Origin of the sequence: Tardiphaga sp. 37S4, assembly GCF_021044645.1 — a bacterium.
In the GTDB taxonomy this organism is placed as follows: domain Bacteria; phylum Pseudomonadota; class Alphaproteobacteria; order Rhizobiales; family Xanthobacteraceae; genus Tardiphaga; species Tardiphaga robiniae.
Genome location: NZ_CP088008.1, coordinates 1,446,389 through 1,469,739, shown reverse-complemented (window position 1 = coordinate 1,469,739; position 23,351 = coordinate 1,446,389). Strand labels below are relative to the sequence as shown.

Annotated in this window: 24 protein-coding genes; 9 read left to right on the top strand and 15 right to left on the bottom strand. The window is 62.2% G+C overall.

Annotated features, from left to right (window positions below):
* Window positions 1–54: 54 nt before the first annotated feature.
* Entirely contained in the window at window positions 55–942 is an 888-nt protein-coding gene (gene phhA / locus LPB73_RS06880; RefSeq protein WP_231080078.1) for a phenylalanine 4-monooxygenase, read from the top strand.
* On the opposite strand, the gene LPB73_RS06875 is transcribed toward phhA, so the two are convergent.
* On the bottom strand, window positions 928–1,377 hold the full coding sequence (locus tag LPB73_RS06875) for a helix-turn-helix transcriptional regulator (protein ID WP_068736063.1): 450 nt from the start codon (window positions 1,375–1,377) through the stop codon (window positions 928–930). The genes phhA and LPB73_RS06875 overlap by 15 nt on opposite strands.
* Before the next feature lie 370 nt (window positions 1,378–1,747).
* Here LPB73_RS06875 and LPB73_RS06870 point away from each other — a divergent pair, with 370 nt between their 5' ends.
* Complete coding sequence (locus tag LPB73_RS06870) at window positions 1,748–3,124, top strand: outer membrane protein (protein WP_231080077.1); 1,377 nt, start codon at window positions 1,748–1,750, stop codon at window positions 3,122–3,124.
* A 51-nt stretch (window positions 3,125–3,175) separates the two neighbouring features.
* Here LPB73_RS06870 and LPB73_RS06865 read toward each other — a convergent pair whose 3' ends face one another.
* Window positions 3,176–4,684 (bottom strand): glycosyltransferase family 39 protein, encoded by a 1,509-nt coding sequence (locus LPB73_RS06865; RefSeq protein WP_231080076.1) that lies wholly within the window; start codon window positions 4,682–4,684, stop codon window positions 3,176–3,178.
* 7 nt (window positions 4,685–4,691) lie between these two features.
* A complete protein-coding gene (locus LPB73_RS06860) occupies window positions 4,692–5,825 on the bottom strand; it encodes a glycosyltransferase (RefSeq protein WP_231080075.1) in 1,134 nt (377 codons plus the stop codon).
* A 455-nt stretch (window positions 5,826–6,280) separates the two neighbouring features.
* On the opposite strand from LPB73_RS06860, the gene LPB73_RS06855 reads away from it, so the two are divergent.
* Complete coding sequence (locus LPB73_RS06855) at window positions 6,281–7,588, top strand: M20/M25/M40 family metallo-hydrolase (RefSeq protein WP_231080074.1); 1,308 nt, start codon at window positions 6,281–6,283, stop codon at window positions 7,586–7,588.
* Window positions 7,589–7,623: 35 nt separating this feature from the next.
* Window positions 7,624–8,427: a DUF72 domain-containing protein gene (locus tag LPB73_RS06850; RefSeq protein ID WP_231080073.1), complete on the top strand. Its 804-nt coding sequence runs from the start codon at window positions 7,624–7,626 to the stop codon at window positions 8,425–8,427.
* A 16-nt stretch (window positions 8,428–8,443) separates the two neighbouring features.
* Here LPB73_RS06850 and LPB73_RS06845 read toward each other — a convergent pair whose 3' ends face one another.
* Window positions 8,444–9,406 carry a Bug family tripartite tricarboxylate transporter substrate binding protein gene (locus LPB73_RS06845; protein ID WP_231080072.1) on the bottom strand — a complete coding sequence of 321 codons (963 nt, stop codon included), beginning with the start codon at window positions 9,404–9,406 and terminating at the stop codon, window positions 8,444–8,446.
* A gap of 145 nt (window positions 9,407–9,551) precedes the next feature.
* Between LPB73_RS06845 and LPB73_RS06840 the strand changes: the two genes are divergently transcribed.
* Both LPB73_RS06840 and bcsS read left to right on the top strand, forming a co-directional pair.
* Window positions 9,552–10,016, top strand: a complete 465-nt coding sequence (locus LPB73_RS06840; RefSeq protein ID WP_175365812.1) for a DUF488 family protein — start codon at window positions 9,552–9,554, stop codon at window positions 10,014–10,016.
* Window positions 10,017–10,149: 133 nt separating this feature from the next.
* Window positions 10,150–10,992: a cellulose biosynthesis protein BcsS gene (gene bcsS, locus LPB73_RS06835; protein WP_231080071.1), complete on the top strand. Its 843-nt coding sequence runs from the start codon at window positions 10,150–10,152 to the stop codon at window positions 10,990–10,992.
* 8 nt (window positions 10,993–11,000) lie between these two features.
* Here the strand turns inward: bcsS and LPB73_RS06830 are convergent, their stop codons facing one another.
* The 10 genes from LPB73_RS06830 to LPB73_RS06785 all read right to left on the bottom strand — a co-directional run bounded on the left by LPB73_RS06830 (window position 11,001) and on the right by LPB73_RS06785 (window position 19,774).
* Window positions 11,001–12,323, bottom strand: a complete 1,323-nt coding sequence (locus tag LPB73_RS06830) for an adenylate/guanylate cyclase domain-containing protein (RefSeq protein ID WP_231080070.1) — start codon at window positions 12,321–12,323, stop codon at window positions 11,001–11,003.
* A 53-nt stretch (window positions 12,324–12,376) separates the two neighbouring features.
* Window positions 12,377–12,703, bottom strand: coding sequence for a DUF4189 domain-containing protein (locus LPB73_RS06825; RefSeq protein WP_315844185.1), 327 nt, complete (start codon window positions 12,701–12,703; stop codon window positions 12,377–12,379).
* Window positions 12,704–12,858: 155 nt separating this feature from the next.
* Entirely contained in the window at window positions 12,859–14,463 is a 1,605-nt protein-coding gene (locus tag LPB73_RS06820; RefSeq protein ID WP_231080069.1) for an NTP transferase domain-containing protein, read from the bottom strand.
* Entirely contained in the window at window positions 14,460–15,176 is a 717-nt protein-coding gene (locus LPB73_RS06815; RefSeq protein WP_231080068.1) for an XdhC family protein, read from the bottom strand. The genes LPB73_RS06820 and LPB73_RS06815 overlap by 4 nt, the downstream gene beginning before the upstream one ends.
* Window positions 15,173–15,502, bottom strand: a complete 330-nt coding sequence (locus LPB73_RS06810) for an XdhC family protein (protein WP_068736040.1) — start codon at window positions 15,500–15,502, stop codon at window positions 15,173–15,175. Before LPB73_RS06810 ends, LPB73_RS06815 begins: the two co-directional genes overlap by 4 nt.
* An 11-nt stretch (window positions 15,503–15,513) precedes the next feature.
* Window positions 15,514–16,680, bottom strand: coding sequence for a vWA domain-containing protein (locus LPB73_RS06805; protein ID WP_231081096.1), 1,167 nt, complete (start codon window positions 16,678–16,680; stop codon window positions 15,514–15,516).
* A gap of 190 nt (window positions 16,681–16,870) precedes the next feature.
* The gene (locus tag LPB73_RS06800) at window positions 16,871–17,779 is read right to left on the bottom strand and encodes an AAA family ATPase (RefSeq protein ID WP_231080067.1); all 909 of its coding nucleotides are present in this window, start codon (window positions 17,777–17,779) and stop codon (window positions 16,871–16,873) included.
* Between the two features lie 38 nt (window positions 17,780–17,817).
* Complete coding sequence (locus LPB73_RS06795; RefSeq protein ID WP_089264989.1) at window positions 17,818–18,624, bottom strand: FAD binding domain-containing protein; 807 nt, start codon at window positions 18,622–18,624, stop codon at window positions 17,818–17,820.
* Window positions 18,625–18,670: 46 nt separating this feature from the next.
* The gene (locus LPB73_RS06790; RefSeq protein ID WP_089264990.1) at window positions 18,671–19,156 is read right to left on the bottom strand and encodes a (2Fe-2S)-binding protein; all 486 of its coding nucleotides are present in this window, start codon (window positions 19,154–19,156) and stop codon (window positions 18,671–18,673) included.
* A 171-nt stretch (window positions 19,157–19,327) separates the two neighbouring features.
* The gene (locus LPB73_RS06785) at window positions 19,328–19,774 is read right to left on the bottom strand and encodes an SRPBCC family protein (protein WP_089264991.1); all 447 of its coding nucleotides are present in this window, start codon (window positions 19,772–19,774) and stop codon (window positions 19,328–19,330) included.
* A gap of 209 nt (window positions 19,775–19,983) precedes the next feature.
* Between LPB73_RS06785 and LPB73_RS06780 the strand changes: the two genes are divergently transcribed.
* From LPB73_RS06780 to LPB73_RS06770, 3 genes are read left to right on the top strand one after another with little or no spacing between them, the layout of a single operon-like run.
* Window positions 19,984–21,333 (top strand): 3-carboxy-cis,cis-muconate cycloisomerase, encoded by a 1,350-nt coding sequence (locus LPB73_RS06780; protein ID WP_231080066.1) that lies wholly within the window; start codon window positions 19,984–19,986, stop codon window positions 21,331–21,333.
* A 22-nt stretch (window positions 21,334–21,355) separates the two neighbouring features.
* The gene (pcaD, locus tag LPB73_RS06775; RefSeq protein WP_231080065.1) at window positions 21,356–22,135 is read left to right on the top strand and encodes a 3-oxoadipate enol-lactonase; all 780 of its coding nucleotides are present in this window, start codon (window positions 21,356–21,358) and stop codon (window positions 22,133–22,135) included.
* A 13-nt stretch (window positions 22,136–22,148) separates the two neighbouring features.
* The gene (locus LPB73_RS06770; protein WP_231080064.1) at window positions 22,149–22,538 is read left to right on the top strand and encodes a carboxymuconolactone decarboxylase family protein; all 390 of its coding nucleotides are present in this window, start codon (window positions 22,149–22,151) and stop codon (window positions 22,536–22,538) included.
* On the opposite strand, the gene LPB73_RS06765 is transcribed toward LPB73_RS06770, so the two are convergent.
* Window positions 22,535–23,146, bottom strand: a complete 612-nt coding sequence (locus LPB73_RS06765; RefSeq protein ID WP_231080063.1) for a hypothetical protein — start codon at window positions 23,144–23,146, stop codon at window positions 22,535–22,537. The genes LPB73_RS06770 and LPB73_RS06765 overlap by 4 nt on opposite strands.
* Window positions 23,147–23,351 lie beyond the last annotated feature (205 nt).

Sequence of the window (23,351 nt, the reverse complement as noted above, 5' to 3'; positions counted from 1 at the left end):
TATTCGGCAGCGGAACCTTATGCTCTGATCGGACCGTCGGAGTCGGAGAGCGTCATGACCGAGCTGAACCAGTCGACCGAGAAGAGCCGCTACCTCAGCGCCCCGAAACGCCCTGACTTCACGCTGGACCAGGACTGGGGCTCCTACTCCGCCGCCGAGCACGATCGCTGGGACCGCCTGTTCGCCCGCGCACAGACCGTCCTTAAAGGCCGGGCTTGCAACGAATTCCTCGTTGCGCTGAACACGCTGCAGCTGTCCGAATCCGGCATTCCCGATCTGGAGAAACTGAGTGCACGTCTAAAGCCGCTGACCGGCTGGCAGGTCGTGCCGGTCGCCGAACTGGTGCCCGACGAGATCTTCTTCGATCATCTTGCCAATCGCCGCTTCCCGGCCGGCGCCTTCATCCGCCCCGAACACGAAATGGACTACCTGCAGGAACCGGACATCTTCCATGACGTCTTCGGGCACGTTCCGCTATTGGCGAACCCGGTCTATGCCGACTTCATGGAGGCCTATGGAAAAGGCGGCCAGCGCGCGATGGCGCTCGGCCAGTTGAAAAACCTGGCACGATTATACTGGTACACGGTGGAGTTTGGACTGATGAACAGCGCGGACGGGTTGCGCATCTTCGGCGCCGGCATTCTGTCGTCAGCAACAGAGTCGGTCTTCGCCCTGGAAGACGCCTCGCCGAACCGGATCACGTTCGACCTCGAACGCGTGATGCGGACGAACTACATCATCGACGATTTCCAGCAGAGCTATTTCGTCATTGAGAGCTTCGAGAAACTGCTGCAGGACAGCTATCAGGATTTTGGCGCACTCTATACCCGCCTGGCCAAAGCAGACGACATCGCGGCCGACGAGGTGACCCCTGAGGATCACGTCATCAGCCGCGGGACGCTGGACTATTTCAAGCGCAAGCGCGCGTCAGCCATTCATTGACTGGATGCGGAATTTAGCCGGCGACGCGCCGAAGCGACGACGGAAGCTGCGGTGGAAATAGGATAGTTCGTTGAAGCCGCAGGCGGCCGCGACTTCACTGATCTTCAGGCTGCACTGCCGATCGCCGGTCAGCATGCTGCGGGCCTTTTCAAGCCTCAGCTCCATGATGCGATCGGTGATGCTGAGGCCGGAACCCTGCAGCAAATCCTGAACGTAGCGGACGGACAGGCCGAGCTTCTCGGCGACCACCCGGGTCGAGAACTGCTGGTCGGCAAAGCTCTCATTGATCTGGTTGATCACGCTGGCGATCCGCGCTCCGCGCAGGCCGCCGACCTCGGTGAGGTTCACGGGGTCCGGCTTTTCGATGCTGTGCACCTTGGCACGGTCGGATCCAAAGTCGGAGTGGCTGCTGAATGCGAGATTTGTGTTTTCCATGTTCCCAATCACCGCCCATTTCAATGTGTGCGGAGATAGGTCGTCCGGACCCCTGACTTTGGTTCAACGCCGACGACGATAATTTATCGTCTTTCGAAACCATAGCGGCGCACTGCGCCCCGATGGTGACCCATAAGTCGTTGGCCGGTGGTCGTCGTGTGGTCCCAAGATCGCGTTCCCCAGTAGTACTTCCAGGTGAGACCGAGCGGCGACAGCCGCTCACAATGCGACGCCAAGAGCGCGATCCAGCACAAGTCACGCGCTTACGACCACGACGAGAGCGGTATTTTTATACATGGTCGCTGCCGAAATGACGCGCGAAGCAGCTCCGATTCCTCGAGGGCCGCCAGCGCACCTGCAAGGAAACGACATGAAACAGCTTCTCCTCGGCACCATCGGCATCCTCAGCCTCGGCAATGTCGCCATCGCCGCAGACGTGCCGGCCCGCGCCTATACCAAGGCCTCCGCCATCGATCCCGCCTATAACTGGACCGGCTTTTATGCCGGCGTTCATGCCGGTTATGGTCTCGGCGGGACCGAATGGCAGATCCTGAATATCCGGACCGACGGCGCGCTGGGCGGCATTCAGGCCGGCTACAATCAACAGATCGGCAATCTGCTACTCGGCATCGAGGCCGACATCAGCTTTAGCGGCATCAAGGGCAATCGCACGGTGAGCGTTCTGAACCAGGCCACCCTGTCCCAGACGTCGCAAATCAACTGGCTATCGACCGTGACCGGACGCGTTGGCTTCGCCAATGGCCGCTGGCTCACTTACGCCAAGGGCGGCTTCGCCTGGGCCAATGAAGATCACGGCTACGACGTTCAGGTTTCGGTGCCGGGGCCGGACCGGCTTACACTGTCCGGCAGCGAGACACGGCGGGGTTGGATCGTCGGCGCCGGCATGGAATATGCGCTTGCCAACAACTGGTCGCTGCGCGGCGAGTATAATTTCATCGGCTTCCCCGACCACGAGTTCGATTTCAGCGGCACGCGGGCCTCCACCGGGCCGATCGCCTCCACGGCTTCGACCAAGCAGACGCTGCATCTCATCAAGCTCGGCGCGAATTACCAGTTCGGCGCTCCCGATGCCGCCAAACCGATCCCGCCGCTGCAATACGCACAGTCAGGATTCAATTGGACCGGGCTCTATCTCGGTGCGCAGGCAGGCTACGGATCGGGACACGGCGACTGGCGCGACTACACGCCCGATGGGAAGTTCTCGATGACCGGAGGCTTTGGCGGCGGCCAGATCGGCGCCAATGTGCAGCTCGGGGTGATCGTCATGGGTGTTGAAGGTGAACTGGTCGGCGGCAATATCGGCGGCGGTACTCGCACCAATTTTGATAACAATCTCGATATGCGCTCGCGCACCGAATGGCTCGCAATGGCCACCGCACGTATCGGCATGGTGACCAACGAGCGCTGGCTGACCTATCTCAAGGGCGGCGTCGCCCTCGCCGGGGATCATCACGCCATATCACTGTCGTCGGGTCCACAATACGCAAATCTCGACGGATCCCGCCTTCACACCGGTTACGTGGTCGGTGCCGGCGTGGAATACGGCTTCGCGCCAAACTGGTCCGTCAAGGCGGAGTACAACTACATCGGCTTCGGCCACGACAATGCGAGCCTCGAAGGCGTGATCAATGCCCCTCCGATGGTCGGCCCTTATTATCTGAATGCCGATATTGCCCAGACCATGCAGCTCGGCAAGATCGGCGTGAACTATCACTTTGCGCCATGAACGCGACAGCCGACCACCATCGCGCTATCAAGCGCATGGTGGTCGCGCCTCCTAGCGCGGCAGCATCTCGGGTGGCGGCGAACGGTCCAGTACATCGCCTTTCGCGCCTTCCAGCAGATTCAGCTCGACATTCTCCACGACCAGCGGGCCACGTTTGCGTTTGAGGTCAGCCACTTTCTCGATATTCGCAAAAGCCGCCCGCCATTCCGGATTGGCCGCAGCATTTTGCTCACCCACCAGCAAAAGGTTGCCGGATAGCTGCTCTGCAGTCGGCTCCGGCATGTTCACCCAGCGAATCCGCTGGGTGCGCTGGAAGACACAGGTCCCCTTCGGCAGATAGAAGGTCAGCCATCCCGTGGTGCCGTAATCGGGCGCCACCACGCATGTGGCCCCGACACGGACGCGAACCGCCTCGACGTCGGCCGCCAGTTCGACAAAACCCACGCCGATGCTGCGTACTGTCGCATCACGCTTGTAGCCGGACAGCAGACCCGTATTGGCCTGCACCACCAGTGCCGTGAACATGACGACGCCGGTCGGCCCCGCCCAGCGCAGGCAGAAATCCACCGTGCGCTGCTCGCGAGGCTTCCATTGCACGATGGTTGCCGCGACGGCAGCAATGATGGCCAGCGTCGGATAGACTGGCGCGAACCAGTTGGCTTCGACGCGGCTGTGCAGCGCATGCCAGCCGAAATACAGCACGATGACCCAGAACATCGCATTCAGCAGCACCCGCGCCGGCCACGCTCCGGGCCTGCGGACGGCCAGGGCATAGAGGCCCATCACGCCGAGAATGAATACCAGCGGTGTCGCGAAGGCGAATTGGGTCGGAATCAGTTCGGCGATGAAGGCCGGATTGAAGTGATCGATCCGGGCGCGTCCGAGCTGCTTGATGAAAGACACCCAGCCATGTTCGGCATTCCAGAACAGCACCGGCGAGAACACCGCGAGCGCTACCAGACCGCCGAGATAGGGCCATGGCGAGATCAGCCAGCGCCGCATCTTCGGTACGGCAATGAGCCAGATCAGGATCGCCGGCCCGAAAAACAGCGCGGTATATTTCGATAGTAGCGCTACGCCGACAGCCAAGCCCACCGCGAGCCACCACGCGCCCTGCCCGGTGGCCAGCACCTGGGCCAGCGCCAACAACACGAAACTCGAGGCGACCAGCACCGGCGCGTCCGGCGTGACGATCATCAACCCGACCGACGTGATCATCGTCGCGTTGAGCAGGATCACCGCCGTTGACGCGGTCCGTCGACCGCCGAACAGCAGCTCGGCCGTGCGATACACCGCCCAGCTCATCGGCAGTGCCAGCAGGACCGAGACGACACGTACACCGAATTCGGTATCGCCCGCGATCATGGTGCCGAGCCGGATCACCACTGCGACCATCGGCGGGTGATCGTAGTAACCGCCCGCCAGATGTTTCGACCACATCCAGTAATAGGCTTCGTCGAAGGTCAGCGGCGTCCATGCGGCCGCCGCGAGCCGCAGCAGCACCAGACCGACGACCACGGCCGCAGTGCCGCGAACCAGCCGCAGTTCCTGCGCGGTCATCCAGCGATCACCGTTTCCGCCACACGAACAGGCCCGACATCGCGTAGTTCCAGACCACGCCCATCAGCGCGCCGGAAGCACCCGCCAGCCACCAGATCGGCTCCTGGTCGAAGACCGACCAAGCCACGCCGACATTGGCGAGCAGACCCACGCTGCAGACCACGTAGAAGATCGCCAGACCACGCAGGATGCCGAAACCTTTCAAACGCTGGTCGCGATAGGTCAGGAAATTGTTGAGCAGGAAGTTGCCGGTCATCGCGCAAAACGCCGCAATGGCCTGCGCCTCTGCGAATGGCGGATCGAAAACTTCCAGCGTGACGAACAACACGGCGAAATGCACGAACAGGCCGATCGAGCCGACCATAGCAAACAGCAGGAAGCGCAGCGACACGGTATCGTTGGTCAGCTTCGCCAGCACCAGGCCCAGGAAGTCGAGCGCCACCATGGAATCGAGCTTGCTCTCACCATGCAGGCGTGAGCCGAAGGTGTAGGGCACCTCGATGACACGAAGATCGCCTTCTGCCGTCGCGACAACATCGAGCAGGATCTTGAAGCCCTGCGTTGAGAGTTTCGGCGCCAGTTGTTCGAAGCGATCGCGGCGGATCATGAAGAAGCCGCTCATCGGATCCGCGATCTTCACGCGCAATACGCGTTGCGCGACAGCAGTGGCGAATTTACTGGCGCCGAGGCGCTGCTGGTTGAAACTGTCGGCACTGCCGCCCTCGATATAGCGGCTGCCGATCACCAGTTCGGCGGCGCCGCTTTCGATCAGACCAAGCATCTTGCCGAGCTGGGTCTCATCGTGTTGCAAGTCGCCGTCGATCACCGCCGCGCAGGGCGCGCTGGAGGCCAGCATACCTTCGATACAGGCGCCTGACAGGCCGCGCCGGCCGATGCGGCGGATGCAGCGGACACGCGAGTCACCCCGCGCCAGCTCACGGACCGCGTCGGCCGTGCCGTCCGGCGAATTGTCGTCGACGAAAATGACTTCCCAGGAAATGCCGACCAGCGCCGCGTCCAACCGCTGCACCAGGGTGGCGACATTGCCGCGCTCGTTGAAAGTGGGGACGACAACGGACAGCTGCAGCGGAGCGCCCGCCTGCAATATCTGTCCGGGCCCCGGTCTGATGGCTTCGTTCATGGCGCCAGCATATATCTGCCGCGCCGGACCATGCCAAGGCGGACAGGGAACGGCGAGGCCTTAACTGGTGCCGGAACAAGCCATCAGAGGGGGAATGGCCAAAAGTGGCCCAAAAATGCCAACGACCCCGAACAACAGGCGCACGTACATCCGGCGCACCAAGCTATTCAAGGTCGTCCCAGCGCCGGAGCTATTAAGCATCATCGTCGCCGTTGGAAACAAAATAGGGATGCTGGAGACGTTCCGCAAGGGGGTCCCGGGACTGCGTTCAACGCCGCACCGGCCGCAAACACCGCACCCTGGCACCATTCTGTTGCTGGCGAGCTATAGCCAGTCTCGCGGGTGCCCGCTACCTTACCCTGGTCAACAGCGGCGCGTTCGCGCGGTTTTCTCGAGGCGGAAGCCCTCCTGAACCGCGACCACAATCGTCTCCGCGCATGATAATCGGAGATGCCATGCGACGCTCGCTCGGACCATGCCTATTCGCTGCATCGCTGACGCTGGCATCCTTCGGCGCCAGCCATGTCACCGCGCAGACAATTGATACCGTCACGACGACGGTGCTGTCCGATTCGCGCGTCATGGCTGCGCTCGATGCCATCAAGGCCGACGATGCCCGCACCCTGAAAGAGCAGATCCGGATCACCGAAATTCCCGCGCCTCCGTTCAAGGAGAATCTGCGCGGCAACTATATTCTGTCACGGTTTCAGGAACTGGGCTTCAAGGACGCCGTGATCGACGCCGAGGGCAATGTGACCGCCCGGCGCAAGGGCACCGCCGGAACGCCGAAGCTGGTCATCTCCGCACATCAGGACACTGTCTTTCCCGAGGGGACCGACGTCACGGTGAAGGAAAAGGACGGCGTCTATCTGGCGCCGGGGATCGGTGACGATGCCCGTGGGCTCGCGGCCTTGCTGTCTTTGATGCAGACCCTCAACACCCAGCAGATCGCGACGGTCGGGGACGTCATGTTCGTCGCCAGCGTCGGCGAAGAAGAGCTGGGCAATCTGCGCGGCGTCAAAGCCCTGTTTCGCGACAACAAGGACATCGACGGCTTCATCTCGATCGACGGCCTCGGCGTCACGCGCATCGTCAACCAGGGAACCGGAAGCCACCGCTACGAGATGATCTTCAAGGGTCCGGGCGGTCACAGTTTTCAGGAATTCGGCCTGCCGAGCGCGACCCATGCGCTGGGTCGCGCGGTCGCGAAAATCTCGGAGCTGCAGACACCCTCGGATCCGAAAACCACTTTCACAGTCGGAACGGTAAGTGGCGGCACATCCGTCAACGCCATCGCAGCCGAAGCCCGCATGACGATCGACATGCGATCGAATTCGACCGAAGAACTGTTGAAACTCGAAGCGAGGCTTCTCGATCAGGTGAAGGACGCAGTTGGTGAAGAAAACAAACGCTGGGGATCGGACAAGATCACTGTCGAGATCAAACTGATTGGCGACCGCCCGGCGGGCGTTGTCGCAGAGGACTCTCCCCTCGTGCAGGCGACCGCGCGCGCCGTGACCGCGCTGACCCGCGCGCCCCATGTCACCTTTGCCGGCTCCAGCACGGACTCCAATCTCGCGATGTCGCTCGGCATCCCTGCGGTGACCATCGGCGGCGGCGGCCAGGGCGGCAACTGGCATTCGCGCAATGAATGGTACAAGCCCGTCGACGCTTATATCGGGCCGCAGAATGCACTGCTGACGATGCTGGTGCTGACCGGCGTGGAGGGCGTAACCAAGCCGGTGCTGCCGGCGCGGCACTGAGTAACACGGCGAATACTGAAAGGATCGGCCTCACAATGGTTGCGAAATCCGGACAAATCCGTATCGGCATCGGCGGTTGGACTTTCGCGCCGTGGCGCGGGGTGTTCTATCCGGAGAAACTCACGCAAGCGAAGGAGCTCAGCTATGCCGCGTCCAAGCTGACCTCGATCGAGATCAACGGGACCTTCTACGGCTCGCAGAAGCCGGAGAGCTTTCGCAAATGGGCGCGCGAGGTGCCGGAAGATTTCGTATTCTCGCTCAAGGGCCCCCGCTTCGCAACCAATCGCCGGGTGCTCGCCGAAGCCGGCGAGAGCGTGAACCGGTTCTATGATTCCGGCGTGCTCGAACTCGGCGACAAGCTCGGCCCCGTTCTGTGGCAATTCGCGCCAACCAAGAAATTCGACGAAGCCGATTTCGGGAAGTTTCTCGAATTGTTGCCGACCGAGCTCGGTGGGCGCAAGCTGCGCCATGTGGTCGAGGTCCGCCACGACAGTTTCTGCGTGCCGGCCTTCATTGCGCTGCTACGACAGTTCAAGATCCCCGTGGTATTCTCCGAACACGCCACCTACCCGGCCATTGCCGATGTCACCGGCGACTTCGTCTATCTGCGTTTGCAGAAGGGTGAGGACAGCATCAAGACTGCCTATCCACCGAAGGCGCTGGATGCCTGGGCCAAACGTTTCGAGACCTGGGCCGGCGGCGGCGAGCCAACCGACCTACCGCGCGTCGACGACGCCAAGGTCAAGAAGCAGCCACGCGACGTGTTCGCCTATGTGATCCACGAGGCCAAGGTGCGTGCACCACACGGTGCCATGGCGTTGATCGAGCGGGTGACGTAGCGCCCGCCAGCATTACTCAATCGAGCTTGATGCCGGCCTCGCGGATCAGTTTTGTCCAGGTCGCATGTTCTGATGCGATGAAGCCGTTGAGCTTGTCGTCGGGCATATCCCAGGGCTCACCGCCGCTTTTCTCGAACCGCTCCTTCAGATCGGGCAACACCGCCCGAATGTCCTGGCGGAGTTTTGCGATTACCGGAGGCGGCGTTTTTGCCGGCACGAAAATGCCCAGCCATGAATCCACGTCGAAGCCGGGCACGCCCGCTTCGGACATGGTCGGCACGTCAGGCGCCAGCGGGCTCCGCTTCGACGACAGCACCGCGATGCCCCTCACCTGCCCCGTCTGCACATAAGGCAGCCCGGCAGCAATCGAATCGAAGAACAGATCGATACGCCCCGCCAGCAAATCGGCGAAGGCCGGTGGAGATCCCCTGTAAGGCACCTCCTGCAGCTTGACGCCGGCAGACTTCATGAAGGCCGCGGCCACCAATTGCTGGCCGGTCCCGACGCCGGCCGTCGCCACAGTGATCGACCCCGGCTTGTCCAATGCGGCCGCGACGATCTCCTTCGGCGTCTGCTGCGGCAGATCCTTGCGGCCAACCATGATGTAGCCAAACTTGTAGACCAGCGCGACCGGCACGAAATCCTTCAGCGGATCATAGGCAAGCTTGGCGTAGAGCGCGGAGTTGAAGGCCATGTTGGAAAGGCCGCCGACCATCAGCGTATAGCCGTCGGCCTCGCTCTGGGCCGCAGCCTGCGTGCCCACGACAGTGCCCGCTCCTGGCTTGTTCTCGACAAAGAACGCCTGCCCCGTTCGCTTCGCCAGCGCGTCGGCGAGATGCCGCCCGACCAGATCGTAGCTGCCGCCGGGCGCGATCGGCACGATAATTCTGACCGGACGATCCGGATATGCGCCTTGCGCCAGAGATGTGGACTGAAACGACACAAGCGCGAGCGCGATTACGCCTAACGCACCAACCATGCGAACCATTATTCCCCCGGTGATATCAGCCATTGAACTGGCGGAGTTTGTTGAGTTGACTATGTGCCATGTTGCAAATGGGAGCAACGCCTCGCGGCCTGCCGCGACATTGTGCCAATCATTCGTCGATCACGGGGATGCTCACATGGCCCGAAAAGCGCCTCAACTCTTCACCGTCGGTTACGAGCAGACGCCAGCGAAAGCCGTGCTCGATGAACTGCAAAATGCCGGCGTCAAGCTGCTGGTCGATGTGCGTGCCGTCGCCGCGTCGCGGCGGCCGGGTTTCTCCAAGAACCAACTCGCCGCCGGCCTCGACGAGCGCGGCATCGGCTACATCCATCTGCGCGGACTGGGTACGCCCAAGGACGGCCGCGAAGCCGCACGCAGCGGCAAGCTCGCAGCGCTCGAAAAGATCTATATGGCTCACCTCAAGACACCGCAGGCACGGGAGGAGATGGATGAGCTGGCGGCGCTGGTGACGAAGTCCGGACCGGTCTGCATCCTCTGCTACGAGCGCGACCACGAACACTGCCATCGGCGCTGGATCGCCGAGATCATCGAGGAGCGCGAAGGTGCCAAGGTTCAGAACCTGCTGCCGTCGCAGCTTTGAAGCCGCGCGACGATCTCACAGCAGATTTTTTCAGATTATTACTTATCCACACTGGACGTAGGCTTATCCCCAAGATAATCTACCTTAAGTTGTATTTTTATGTTGTGTTTCTGTTGCGTTGGGTGGGGGCTCGATGCGTTGGGGACTGGCGTTACGCGCATTATGCGTTGCAGCGGCCGCATATTCCTGCGGCGTAGCCTCGGCTCAGGATGTCGGCGAGATCGATACGACGATCGAGCCGGCATCCGGCTCATCGAGCTTTTGGTCGTCCCTGTTCGACACGCGTACCAAAAAACGGCGCGCCTTCGATTTTCTCTCCGGAGGCATGCCGGACCGCCTGATGTATTTCGGCGGCGTGGACGCGTCGCATTGGAGCCTTGGTGCCTATTTGGGGCTGCAATGGGCTCCCGCCGGCCTTAACAAGGACGGTTTCATTCTGCGTTTCTTTCTGTCGGAAAACCTCGAACGCTACACAACAGGCACGCGCTCAGACTACACCCAGATCAGCCGCGCAGCGATCCTGCCGGGCTACCTCATCCGAAGCGGCAATCTGGAAGTTCAGCTATTGGCTGGCCTCGATATGGAAGCCGACTATTTCTACCACGAGCAGCACCGCTCCCGGCTTCGCGCGATGCTCGGCGCGCGGGGCACGATGGACGTCTGGTGGGAGCCGACACGCGAGCTGATGCTGCAATATGCCATCTCAGGCACGACCATCGATACTGGCTATACCACGCGCATTGCAGCCGGCTGGCGCCTGTTCGATTTGTTCTGGATCGGCCCGGAGGCCGCACTGTCGAACGACTATTTCAGCCAGCAGACCCGGATCGGCGGCCATCTGACTGGCTTGCGCACCGGCCCCTACGAATGGTCATTCGCCGCGGGACACGTGCGGGACAATTTCGAGCGCCAGGGAGTCTATGCGCGCTTCGGCATGGTCATGCGACCGCCCCGGGCGCCATTCTTCGAGAACTGACGCAGCACTCAGCCCAAGCGCCAGATAGCTTGCGGCAGGTCATAGCCGCGGATCGGCACATCGCCGAGCAGCTCCGCGTCGCTGCAAGTGTCGCCCAAGGCATCGCGTATGGAAGCAGAGATCAGCAGTTGCGAGCCGAACTGTTTGTTGAGCGCCTCAAGCCGGGCCGCGAAGTTCACGGTATCGCCGATGACGGTGTATTCCTTGCGGCGCGGGGAGCCAACGTTGCCGGCAATCACGGCCCCAATATGAAGCCCGATGCCGATGCGCAGAGGCCATTCACTGTCCCGATTGCTTTTGTCGACAGCTATGAGCATCTCGCGTGCCGCTTGTACGGCGCAATGCGCCGCATTCGGATCCTCAATGGGCGCTCCGAACAGCGCGAGAAATCCGTCACCGAGAAACTTGTTCACGATCCCGGAATGTCGATCCAGCACGTCGACCAATAGAGCAAAGGTCTCGTCGAGCCGATCCACCACCTCGCGGGGCGAATGCACACGGGTCGCTGCGGTAAAGTTACGGATATCGACGAACATCACCGCGACCTGACGCATCTCGGTCGTAGAGCTCGTTCCCGACGCCAGCAACTGCTCCACAACCTGCGGCGAGACATGCTGACCGAACAGATTGGTGACACGATCGCGCGCCGAAGTTGCCGCGATGCTCGCCTCGAACTGGCGACGGAGTTGCAAGCCGACCGCGCCTGCAAGAATACCGCAGAGCAAGACCATGGCGCTGCGGATAAGCTGAAACGCAAAATCCGGTGCCGGTTCCGAGGCGAATTGCACCGGATGATACAGCATGGCCAGCGCGAGCATCTGGGCGGCCGCGACAAAGCCGGTAAATGTCGACAGCCAGAAATCGAGCCGAAGCGTGGATAGAATGATGAAGATGAAATAGGACAAAGGCGCCGCAAATGCCAACGCCGCCGCCGGCCCCATCCAGCCCATATGGAGATGCAGTGCAGCCGTTGGAATGCTGGTCTCGATGAGTGCGCTCAGATAGCGCCGCCCCTGCGCAATATCCTGCCCTGCGGCGATGCGCTGATTGATCTTGTAAAGAACGAAGAATTCGAACAGCAGCAGCGGGCCCGTGATCATAAAAGACGATTTAAGATCGAACTGGCCATTGGATATGCGCGCGAAGCTCGACGGCGCCACCAGATAGGCGATGGACAGCGACAGCGTCACGATCACCACGGTGCCAATGACCGTCTTGACCCGCAACCGTTCGGTCAACAGCATCTCGCGGCTCAGCGCCTTGCGAAATTCGCGAACGGACGGATCGGCGTCGGCGGCAGACTTCAGAAGTGTCCGGAAAAATTGAATCATTGCAGCAGTCTAGCTGCCGCAGGCCCATTGAACGAGATATTTGTCAGGGAGCTCTAGCCCTTGGCGTCGCAGGCCCAGGCGCGGATAACGCATTCCTTACCGCCGTAGTCATAGCATTTCTTGGTCGCCTGATTCAGCGAACTCGAAATACGGGGCGCCACGGCATAGCCGTGTGCGCCGCAGGGGTTCTTCATATCGACGGCGAAGGCTGCACAGGCGCGGTTCATCGTTACGGTCGTGCATTCGCCCTTGCACTGCTTCTTAGCGGCCGCCAGCGCCGCCCCCTGTGCCGGGTAGTCGAATGCCTGACCATAGGCACCGCACTTGCCCACGGCGAGGGCACCAGCGGCCGAAGCCACGTCCATGGCACCGACGCTCATCAACAAGGCAACGGCGAGAATCGCGCGACGACGCGCGGCAACAAACAGTGACAATTTCCCCTCCCCCGAGGTCGATCGAGGCAGACGCTAAAGGAAGGGCGTTTCAACTTGGTGAACGAAAGTGCAATGCGGTGGCCCGCCGCATGCGCCATGTGTTAGCCGCTCCGCGCGTCTTCCAGCGCCTGCGGTGTATCGATATCGAGGAAGGCCCCGTGACCTTCGACCGCCACGTCGGCCACGGCTTCGGCGTGCTTCATGATCAGGTGCCGCGCGCCGATATCGCCGTCCAGCGTCATCAACTCGTTGAAGAAGCGCCGAGACCACAACACGGGATTACCGCGCCGGCCGTCGCTCACAGGGACAACGATGAGGTTGCCGCGATCCGGCGCGAAGGATTCGATCAACCGGTCGATCAAGCGGGCATCGATCAGCGGCATGTCGCCAAGACAAACCGCAGCTCCATTGGCATCGGCCGGGACTGCCGCGATGCCGGCTTTCACCGAACTGGCAAGGCCATCGGCAAAATCAGGGTTGTAGACGAACGTGACTTTGAGTCCGGCCAGCGCCTTCTCGACCTCTGGCGCCTGATGACCTGTCACCACCGTTACGCTCGACGCTTTCGATGCGATCGCCTGTTCGGCGACGATCCGGACCAATGCCTTGCCGTTGAGTTCGGCGAGCAGCTTGTTCGGCCCGCCCATTCGGGTCGAGCGGCCCGCAGCCAGAACGACCGCCGCGACATTGCTGTTGCCGTCGCTGCCAACGGGCACGCGCGGTTGCGGCCTGGTGACGATTTCCATCAGCAGACCGCCGACGCCCATACCGGTGAGATCGGTGCGGGTCACCTTGAGACCGGCCAGCAGCCGCATCAACACCCAATCGAAGCCGTTCTCGACTGGGGAGCGCGCGCAGCCCGGCGCACCCAGCACCGGCACGTTGCCCGCCCTGCCGATCAGCAGCAGATTGCCAGGATCGACCGGCATGCCGAAATGCTCGATGGCGCCGCCGATTTGCTCGATCGCCGACGGGATGACATCACGGCGGTCGGCAATGGCCGAGGCACCGAACACGATCACCAGCTCGGCGCCGAGCCCGAGCAATTCCCTGATTGTCTTCGCCAGCACTTTCTCGTCGTGCGACACGCGGCGCTCGGCGATGATCTTCGCACCAGCAGGCGCAAGGCGCTCTTCGGTCACACGCAGCGTCTTGTCGATCACCTTCGGCGACAGCCCCGGCAACAGCGTCGAGACGATGCCGACTTTCTTGACCGTGTAAGGCGCGATTCTCATTGCGCCGCCCGAGGCAGCCTGGACGGCCGCGTCGCGCAGTGTACCGGCGACGCCGAACGGGATCAGCTTGACGGTCGCGATCATCTCGCCTTCGACCACCGGCTTGTAGGCCGCGAGCGTTGCAAAGGTGATCGCTTCATCGACCGCATTGATGCGATCGACGATGGCGCGATCGACGACCAGCACGCCCGGCGTCCCCGCAAACAGATTGGCGCGGCCCGTGAAGGCACGCTCGACATTAACGCCCTCGCCCGCCACCGCCCGCGCGATACTGGCTGCAGCGACGTCTTCGGACACATCACCGTCCTCGAGACGCACGACGACCACGTCCTTGACCCCCGCGCCGGTCAGCGCGGCGACTTCATCGGGACCGATAGTGGTGCCCTTCTTGAGAACGAGCGAACCCTGACGCAGCGTATGGACGGTCACGCCGCCAAGTGCATCCGCCGGACTGGCGGGACCGAACTTCATGGGTTGCTCACTTTGGACAATTCCGCGGGTATCGTCTTGGGCATCCGCAATTCGGCGGTGATCTCGGCCATGATCGAAACCGCGATCTCCGATGGCGAAACAGCACCGATATTGAGACCGATCGGCGCTTTGATCCGCGCGAAGTCAGCCGCGCTGACGCCCTGCGCCTTCATCCGGTCGCCGCGCTTGGCGTGAGTCTTTCGCGAGCCCAGCGCGCCGATATAGAAGCAGTTCTTCTCGAACGCGTGCAGCAGCGCTGGATCGTCGATCTTCGGATCATGGGTCACCGCAACGAAGGCCGTGTAGTGATCGATGTTGAGGCCCGGCAGCGCCTCTTCGGGCCATTCAGCGATCAACTTCACGTCCGGAAAACGCTCTGCGCTGGCAAAGGCTGTGCGCGGATCGACCACCGTCACATCGTAATCCAGCGACCGCGCCAGCGGCGCCAAAGCCTGGCTGATATGGACAGCGCCGATGATCACGAGCCGTGCAGTGGGCGCGTAGACATTCAGGAACAGCTTCTTGCCGTCGGCCTCGACCATGGCGCTCTTGCCCATGCGCAACTGCTTCTCGAGCTCGGCATGCAGCGGATCGGCGCCGAAATCGGCAGCCTTCACCAGGCGTTGTGTTCCATCGGATATATCGGTGATCAAAACAACGGGGCGCCGAGCGGCGCGTTCCATGTTCAGGGTGGCAAGTGTCTCGGCCTTCACGACTGACCGACCTTCTCGACGAACACACGAATGGTGCCGCCGCAGGACAGGCCGACATTCCAGGCGGTCTCGTCGGCCACGCCGAATTCGAGCAATTTGGGCTCGCCACTCGCAATCACATCGAGCGCCTCGGTGACCACGGCGCCTTCAACGCAACCGCCGGAGACCGAGCCCAGGAAGGTGCCATCGTCATTGATGACGAGATTCGAGCCTGCGGGGCGCGGCGCCGAACCCCAGGTCTCAACCACGGTGGCCAGCGCCACGCCGTGTCCGGCCTTCTGCCACGCCTCGGCGGCCTGCAGGATGTCTTCATCGCGATTGAGCATGGAAGCCTCTCTTAAGCTGCGGGCCGGATCAGGCTGCGGTGATGGACCGGGGGCGCCGATGACAGCGCCTTGATCAGTCCGTCGATCGAACTCAAATTATGCACCGGGCGGAATTCGTCAACGTGCGGGAGCATCATTTTGATGCCCTGCGCTTTCGGTTCGAACCCGTCGAAGCGCAATAGCGGGTTGAGCCAGATCAGCCGCCGGCAGGAGCGATGCAGCCGGTCCATCTCGAAGGCCAGTTGGGAATCCGCCTCCCGCTCCAAACCGTCGGAAATTAGCAGCACGATGGCGCCCTGGCCGAGTACGCGGCGTCCCCACAGCTTGTTGAAATTATGCAGCGACGCGGAAATGCGCGTACCGCCGGCCCAGTCTTCCACCGAGGCCGAGCACGAGGCCAGCGCCTCGTCGGGATCGCGCGACCGCAGCGCCCGCGTCACATTGGTCAGCCGGGTGCCGAACAGGAAGACCGAGACGCGCTTGCGGGCATCCGTAATGGCATGAAGGAAGTGCAGGAACAGCCGGGTATATTCACTCATCGAGCCGGAGATATCGAGCAATGCGACAATCGGCGCCGGCTTATCAATCAGGCCTAGCCTGCGGATATCGATGATGTCGCCGCCCGTACGCAAGCTGCCGCGCAGCGTGCGCCGCAGATCGAGCCGCGCGCCGTGCTTGTCCGGCTGAGTGCGGCGTGTGCGCAGTTCAGCTTGCGGCAGCCGCATATTGGCGATCGCGCGCGTGACCTCGGCGATCTCCGCTGCACTCATCTGCGCAAAGTCTTTCTTCTGCAAAACCTCGCGGTCGGAGACCGATAGCCTGATCTCCTGCTCCTGCGGTGCCTCGCGTTCTGCGCCCTGTGCCGGCTGTGCCATCGCCTCCTGCACGCGGCGCGAGGCCGGCGGCGGCTTGCGCTTGGCATCGTCGGGCAGCGGCACCGAATCCAGCATCTGCTTCCATTCGTCGGCCGCACGGAAAAACAGATCGAAGGCCTGGGCAAACACCAACGCATGCTCGTGGCGTTTGACGAAGATCGCTTCCAGCGTGGTGAAAACGTCGGCGCGCTTGCCGATCTCGATCATCTGCAAGGCATTCAGCGCATCGATCACCGCACCCGGCCCGACCGGCAGCCCGGCGGCGCGGAGCGCACGCGCAAAGCCGATGACATTATCTGCCATCTGGCCAGTCGGTGGGTTGAGATGGTCGATGGGCAAACCTAACTCCGTCGTTCCGGGGCGGGCGCGCCACTTGCGCGACCGAACCTCAGCCACTCCAATTGGAGTGGTGGGGAACCTCGATGTGTTCAACTACTTCGGGATTCCGGGTTCGCGTTCGACTATCGCCGCCCGCGCCCCGGAATGACGAGTGTTAATCGCTCGTCGCTTCCTTGATCACCTTCGCCAGCGCATCGCCCTGCATGCGCTGGATATCGTCCTGATACTTCAACAGCGCGCCCAGCGTATCGCCCACCACCTGCGGCGTCAGCGAGCGGGCGTCGAGTTCGGTCAGCGCGGTCGCCCAGTCCAGAGTCTCGGCAACGCCCGGCGACTTGTAGAAATCCTGATCGCGCAGTGCCTGCACGAATCTCACCACCTGCTGCGAGAGCTTTGCGGAGATGCCCGGCACCCGCGACTTGACGATGGCGAGTTCGCGCTCGGCGTTGGGATAGTCGACCCAGTGATACAGACAGCGCCGCTTCAGCGCGTCGTGAATCTCGCGGGTGCGGTTCGATGTGACGATGACGATGGGCGGCGCCGGCGCCTTCACGGTGCCGAGTTCAGGAATGGTCACCTGAAAGTCGCTGAGGATTTCGAGGAGATAGGCTTCGAACGCCTCGTCCGCACGATCGAGTTCGTCGATCAGGAGCACCGGCGCGCCGTTGACGTCCGGCTCGAGCGCCTGCAGCAGCGGACGCTTGATCAGGTAGCGCTCGGCGAAGATGTCGCTGGCCAGCTGATCGCGGTCGGTATCGCCGGCCGCTTCCGCCAGACGGATCGCGATCATCTGCGAGGCGCTGTTCCACTCATAGACCGCGGAAGACACGTCGAGGCCTTCGTAGCACTGCAGCCGGATCAGCTTGCGGCCGAGTGCTGCCGATAGCACCTTGGCGATCTCGGTCTTGCCGACGCCGGCCTCGCCTTCGAGAAACAGCGGCCGGCCCATTTTCAGCGAGAGATAGGTGACTGTCGCCAGCGAACGCTCGGCGAGATAGCCGCGCGATGTCAGCAATTCCAGCATGCCATCGACGGAAGTGGGGAACGCCGATGGCTTAGTCATGAGAGAACCAATCCGGAAAAGTGCGGACCTGACAAATATCAGGCCCGGTTGTTGGCAGCTTCGACCGCACGCTTGGCCAGCACGCCGATCAGATGCGCCCGATATTCGGCGCTGCCATGGAGATCGCTGTTGAGGCCTTCGGCCGGCACCGTAAGCCCGTCCAGCGCCTTTGGCGAGAACCGCTTCTGCAATGCAGCCTCGAACTCCTCGACGCGGAACACACCATCCGAGCCCGCACCGGTGACCGTGACCCGCACACCCGAGGGCAGACGCGCCACGAACACCCCAACAAGTGCATAGCGCGAGGCCTGGTTGCGGAACTTGATATAGGCCGCCTTCTTCGGCACCGGGAACGAGACCTTGGTGATGATCTCGTCCGCTTCCAGCGCCGTGGTGAACAGGCCCTGGAAGAACTCTTCCGGCTTCAGCTTGCGCTTGTTGGTGGTGATGGTGGCACCGAGGGCCATTACAGCTGCGGGATAGTCCGCCGTGGGATCGTTATTGGCGAGCGAACCACCGATGGTGCCCTTGTGGCGCACAGCGGGATCGCCGATCAGGCCGGCGAGTTCGGCCAGTGCCGGAATGGCTTCGCCAACGATCGGCGACGCCGCGACAGCGGCATGCTTGGCGAGCGCGCCGATCACCAGCGAACGCCCCTTCATCTCGATGCCGTCGACACCCTCGATATGCGAGAGATCGATGATATGCGGCGGTGCCGCCAAACGCTGCTTCATGACCGGCACCAGCGTGTGACCGCCGGCGATCAGCTTGGCGTCTTCGTTCTTGATGAGGAGATTGGCGGCCTGCCGCACGGTCGACGGACGATGATATTTGAATTCGTACATGGGTGGGGATCCCTGATTCGCGGTGCGCGATTATCGTTGTGCGTCGTTATGCGAGATCGGACTTCGCCATCGCCTTGGCGCCGGCTGCGATCGACGCCACGATGTTCTGATAACCGGTGCAGCGACAGAGATTGCCCTCGAGTTCTTCGCGGATCAGGTGATCGCTGAGATCATGTCCCTTACGATGCACGAGGTCCACCGCGGTCATGATCATGCCGGGAGTGCAAAAGCCGCACTGCAGACCGTGATGCTCGCGAAACGCCTCCTGCATCGGATGCAGCGGCGCGCCATCGGCGGCGAGACCTTCGATCGTCTTCACCTCGTGGCCATCGGCCATGACAGCGAGCGTGGTGCAGGACTTCACGGCCTTGCCGTCGAGATGCACAACGCAGGCGCCGCATTGCGACGTGTCGCAACCCACATGGGTGCCGGTGAGCCGCAGATTCTCACGCAGAAACTGCACCAGCAATGTGCGCGGATCGATATTGCCGGTGACGGGATTGCCGTTCACGATCATCGAGATTTTGGCCATATGCACTCTCTTGGTCCGCGTCCCATTGCGTGGCGACACGGTCATTAAAATCATTCCAAATGCATAATATGGCCCATCCCGGCAATGAGCAACCTCAAGTCGGGACGGTCTCTGGTGTGTTTTTCTGCGGTATCAAGCACACTTGATCGCCGCTATCAGACGCTCCGCACTTTAGCCTTGAACGGCTTTGGCGAAGTTTGCGAAGAACTCGTCGGCGATCTTCTTGGCTGAACCGTTGATCAGGCGCTGACCGAGCTGGGCCAACTTGCCGCCGATCTGGGCTTCCACATTGTAGGTCAGGAGCGTGCCGCCATCCTTGTCGGTCAGGCCGACGACAGCGCCGCCCTTGGCAAAGCCGGCCACGCCGCCCTCGCCTTCACCAGTGATCTTGTAGCCGTTGGGCGGATCGAGATCGCTCAGCGTGACCTTGCCCTTGAAGCGGGCGGAAACCGGGCCGACCTTGATCTTTGCGGTGGCGCGGAAGCCGCCCTCCTCTGTGGTCTCGAGCTCTTCGCAGCCCGGGATACAGGCCTTCAGCACCGCGGGGTCGTTGAGCTTTCCCCATACCACTTCGCGGGGCGCGGCAAGCTGAACTTCACCGCTCATCGTCATGGCCATGGGTCTGTCTCCTGAATTTGTCGCCGTCCGGAATTGAGGCTGTCATCCCCAAGGGATTGCCCCCAATCCCAAGTAATGCACGGACGGCGCAAAGGAAAGACCGCCTGGCGAGATGGGGCGATGCCTATTCGCAGTGCAACAGGCGACGGCGACAAGAAGATTGCGGGGGATTGGCAGACTCTCGCCGGAATGGTTAGGGTCCCGCACAAATGAGCACATCCCTGTCCCCCCTGCTGGCACCCTTGTTGTCGAGCCGCGCGATGCGTGCGGTTTGCGATGATACCGCCCATTTGCAGCATATGCTGGACTTCGAAGCCGCACTGGCGCGGGCCGAGGCCGCAGTCGGGGTGATTCCCGCCAGCGCGGTGGCGGCCATCGAGGCCGCCTGCAAAGCCGACCAGTTCGATCTCGCTGCACTTGCCGATGCGGCCACGCGGTCCGGCAACCTCGCCATTCCGCTGGTCAAGACGCTCACTGCCAAAGTGGCGAAGGCCGATACCGAGGCTGCGCGCTACGTGCATTGGGGCGCCACCAGTCAGGACGTCATCGACAGCGCCACCATGCTCGGCCTACGCGCCGCCATTGACGCTCTGCTCGCGGATCTCGACCGCGCCATCGCCGGCTTTGCAGCCCTTGCGGTCAAGCACCGCAACACCGCTGTGGTCGCCCGCACCTGGCTGCAGCACGCGCTGCCGATGCCATTCGGGCTGAAGCTCGCCGAATATGCCTCAGCACTGCACCGCTCGCGCCTGCGGCTGAAACGATTGCGCGCCGAAGGCGTCGCACTGCAATTCGGCGGCGCTGCCGGCACGCTTGCTGCGCTCGGCGACAAGGGGCTCGTCGTTGCAGAGCAACTCGCCAAGGAATTGCAGCTGCCGCTACCCGATGCGCCGTGGCACACCCATCGCGACCGGATCGCCGAAGTGGCTTCCGTGTTGGCGATCCTGTCCGGCAGTTGCGGCAAGATCGCTCGCGACGTCTCGCTGATGATGCAGACCGATGTCGGCGAAGCGTTCGAACCCTCCGGTGAAGGCCGCGGCGGCTCCTCGACAATGCCGCATAAGCGCAATCCCGTGGCATCAGCCTCCGCGCTTGGCGCCGCGACCATGGCGCCGAATCTGGCTGCAACGATCTTTGCCGCGCAGATCCAGGATCACGAGCGCAGTGCCGGACCGTGGCACGCCGAATGGCCGACGCTGCCGACGCTGCTGCTGGTGACATCGGGCGCCCTTGCCGCCATCGTCGATATCGCCGAAGGGCTCGAGGTCGACGTTGAGCGGATGCGCCTCAATCTCGATGAAACCCACGGCCTCATCATGGCGGAAGCCGTGACCTTTGCGCTCGCCGAAAAGCTCGGCAAGAGCGACGCCCATCATCTGATCGAGGCCGCCACCAAGCGCGCCGTCGCCGAGAAGAAACATCTGCGCGATATTCTCACGGCCGATCCCAAGGTCAACGCGCAGCTCAGCGCTGCCGCGATCGCCAAACTGTTCGAGCCGATGGATTATCAGGGCGTCTCGCAAGCCCTGATCGACCGCCAGCTCGCCTCACTCCGCTAAGAAGAAACTCGGGAGACACACCATGCCCATGATCGATGCCGACGGCTGCCTGCTGAATGTCTCCGTGGAGGGCCGCGACAGCGGGCCGACGCTGATGATGTCGAACTCGCTTGGCTGCACCATGGCGATGTGGGAGCCGCAGATGCCGGCGCTGACAAAGCTGTTTCGTGTGATCCGCTACGATCGGCGCGGCCACGGTAAGTCCGGCATGAACGGCCCGACCTCGATGGAGCGCTACGGCAAGGACGTGCTGGCGATCCTCGACGACCTCAACATCGATAAGGTCCATTGGTGCGGGTTGTCGATGGGTGGCATGGTCGGCCAGTGGTTGGGCGCCAACGCGCCTGAGCGTTTCAACAAGATCATCCTGGCCAACACCAGCTGCTACTATCCGGATCCGACCAACTGGCACAACCGCATCAAGGCCGTCCGCGAGGGTGGCCTCAAAGCGGTGGCCGATGCCGTCATCGGCGGCTGGCTGACCGCTGACTTTCGTGAGCGCGAGCCCGAGACCACCGCGAAGATGAAGGCGATGCTGATCGCCTCACCGGTCGAAGGCTATCTTGCTGCCTGCGAGGCGCTGAGCACGCTCGATCAGCGCGCGCTGCTGCCCAAGATCAAAAGCCCAACGCTGGTGATCGCCGGCCGTCAGGACAACGCAACACCGGTTGCGGCTGGTGAACTGATCCGCAGCAACATCCCCGGCGCCAGCATGACGCTCCTGGATGCCGCACACATCTCGAACGTCGAACAGCCTTACGCCTTCACCGACGCCGTAGTCGGCTTCCTGACACAGCGCTGAACGGAGACCTAAGATGGACGAGCAACAGCGCGCCGCCGAAGGCACCGCAAAACGCCGCAAGGTTCTCGGCAATGCCTGGGTCGACAAATCGGCCGCCGGCAAGAACACATTCAATGCGGATTTTCTCGACCTGATCAGCCGCTACGCCTGGGGCGAGATTTGGACGCGGCCGCATTTCGACGACCGCACGCGCCGCGTATTGGTGATCGGCACTATGCTCGCGCTCGGCCAGTGGGACGAATTTCGCATGCATGTGCGCGCCGCCCTCACCGAAGGCGGCTTCACACCGGACGACATCAAGGAAATCCTGCTGCAGCAGGCGATCTATTGCGGCGTACCGGCGGCCAATCACGCCACCAAGGAAGCTGGCGCGATCATTAAGGAGCTCGGGCTCACCATTTAGGCGACCTTCTGCAAAAGCTGCGCGTCGTTAGCTGCCTTGCCCGGCTGCCCGGGATCAAGCTCCTGCGCCGCCGCGCGACGCAGCGGCGGCTCGATCGCCATCAGCACAGCTGTGCCCAGCAGCAATAGCAATTCTGTGATGTGCAGCCGCATCGCAGCGATCTCGCCGACTTTCGATGCCATCATCATACTGGCGAACGAGATCACGCCACCGATACCAAGCGCCATCATCAACGCCTCGTCGCAGCCGCCCGTCTTGCGGATTTTCGGGCGTGTGATGAACACCAGGAATACCGTGAAGAAAGCCACCACCGTCAGCTTGCCGACGGCGAGCAGCCACGCATAGCGCACCGTGCCCATGCTGGAAAATTGCATGTAGTCGCTGAGAAACAGCGCCAGCGAAATATTGGGCCGCTCATAGAAGCCCTGGATCGGCGAGACCATGATGCGGAACGCGAAGATCGTCCAGGTCGGGATGAAATAGCAGGCGATCAGCGCGCCCGTGAACGTGCTGATCCGCCAAGTCTGAAACGTACCGGCCTGAAACGTGCCAGCCTGGAGAGTTCCACCCTGATGGGCTCCGGTCTGGTCTGCGCTGCTCTGATCCATCACGTCGTCCACCGCTCTGCCGGCGACTCGCAGGAGTCGCACGCCTGCGCCGACGTAACGCCCGTTCAATCAGACGGACAATGTAAACCAATTGGTAACCTTAATTCGAAAATTGCCGGGATAACGGCGGGGGAATACGATCGGGACTTGCCAAACGAAAAGCCCCGCCTTTCGGCGGGGCCTTCCACATGGGTGCTGAGAACGA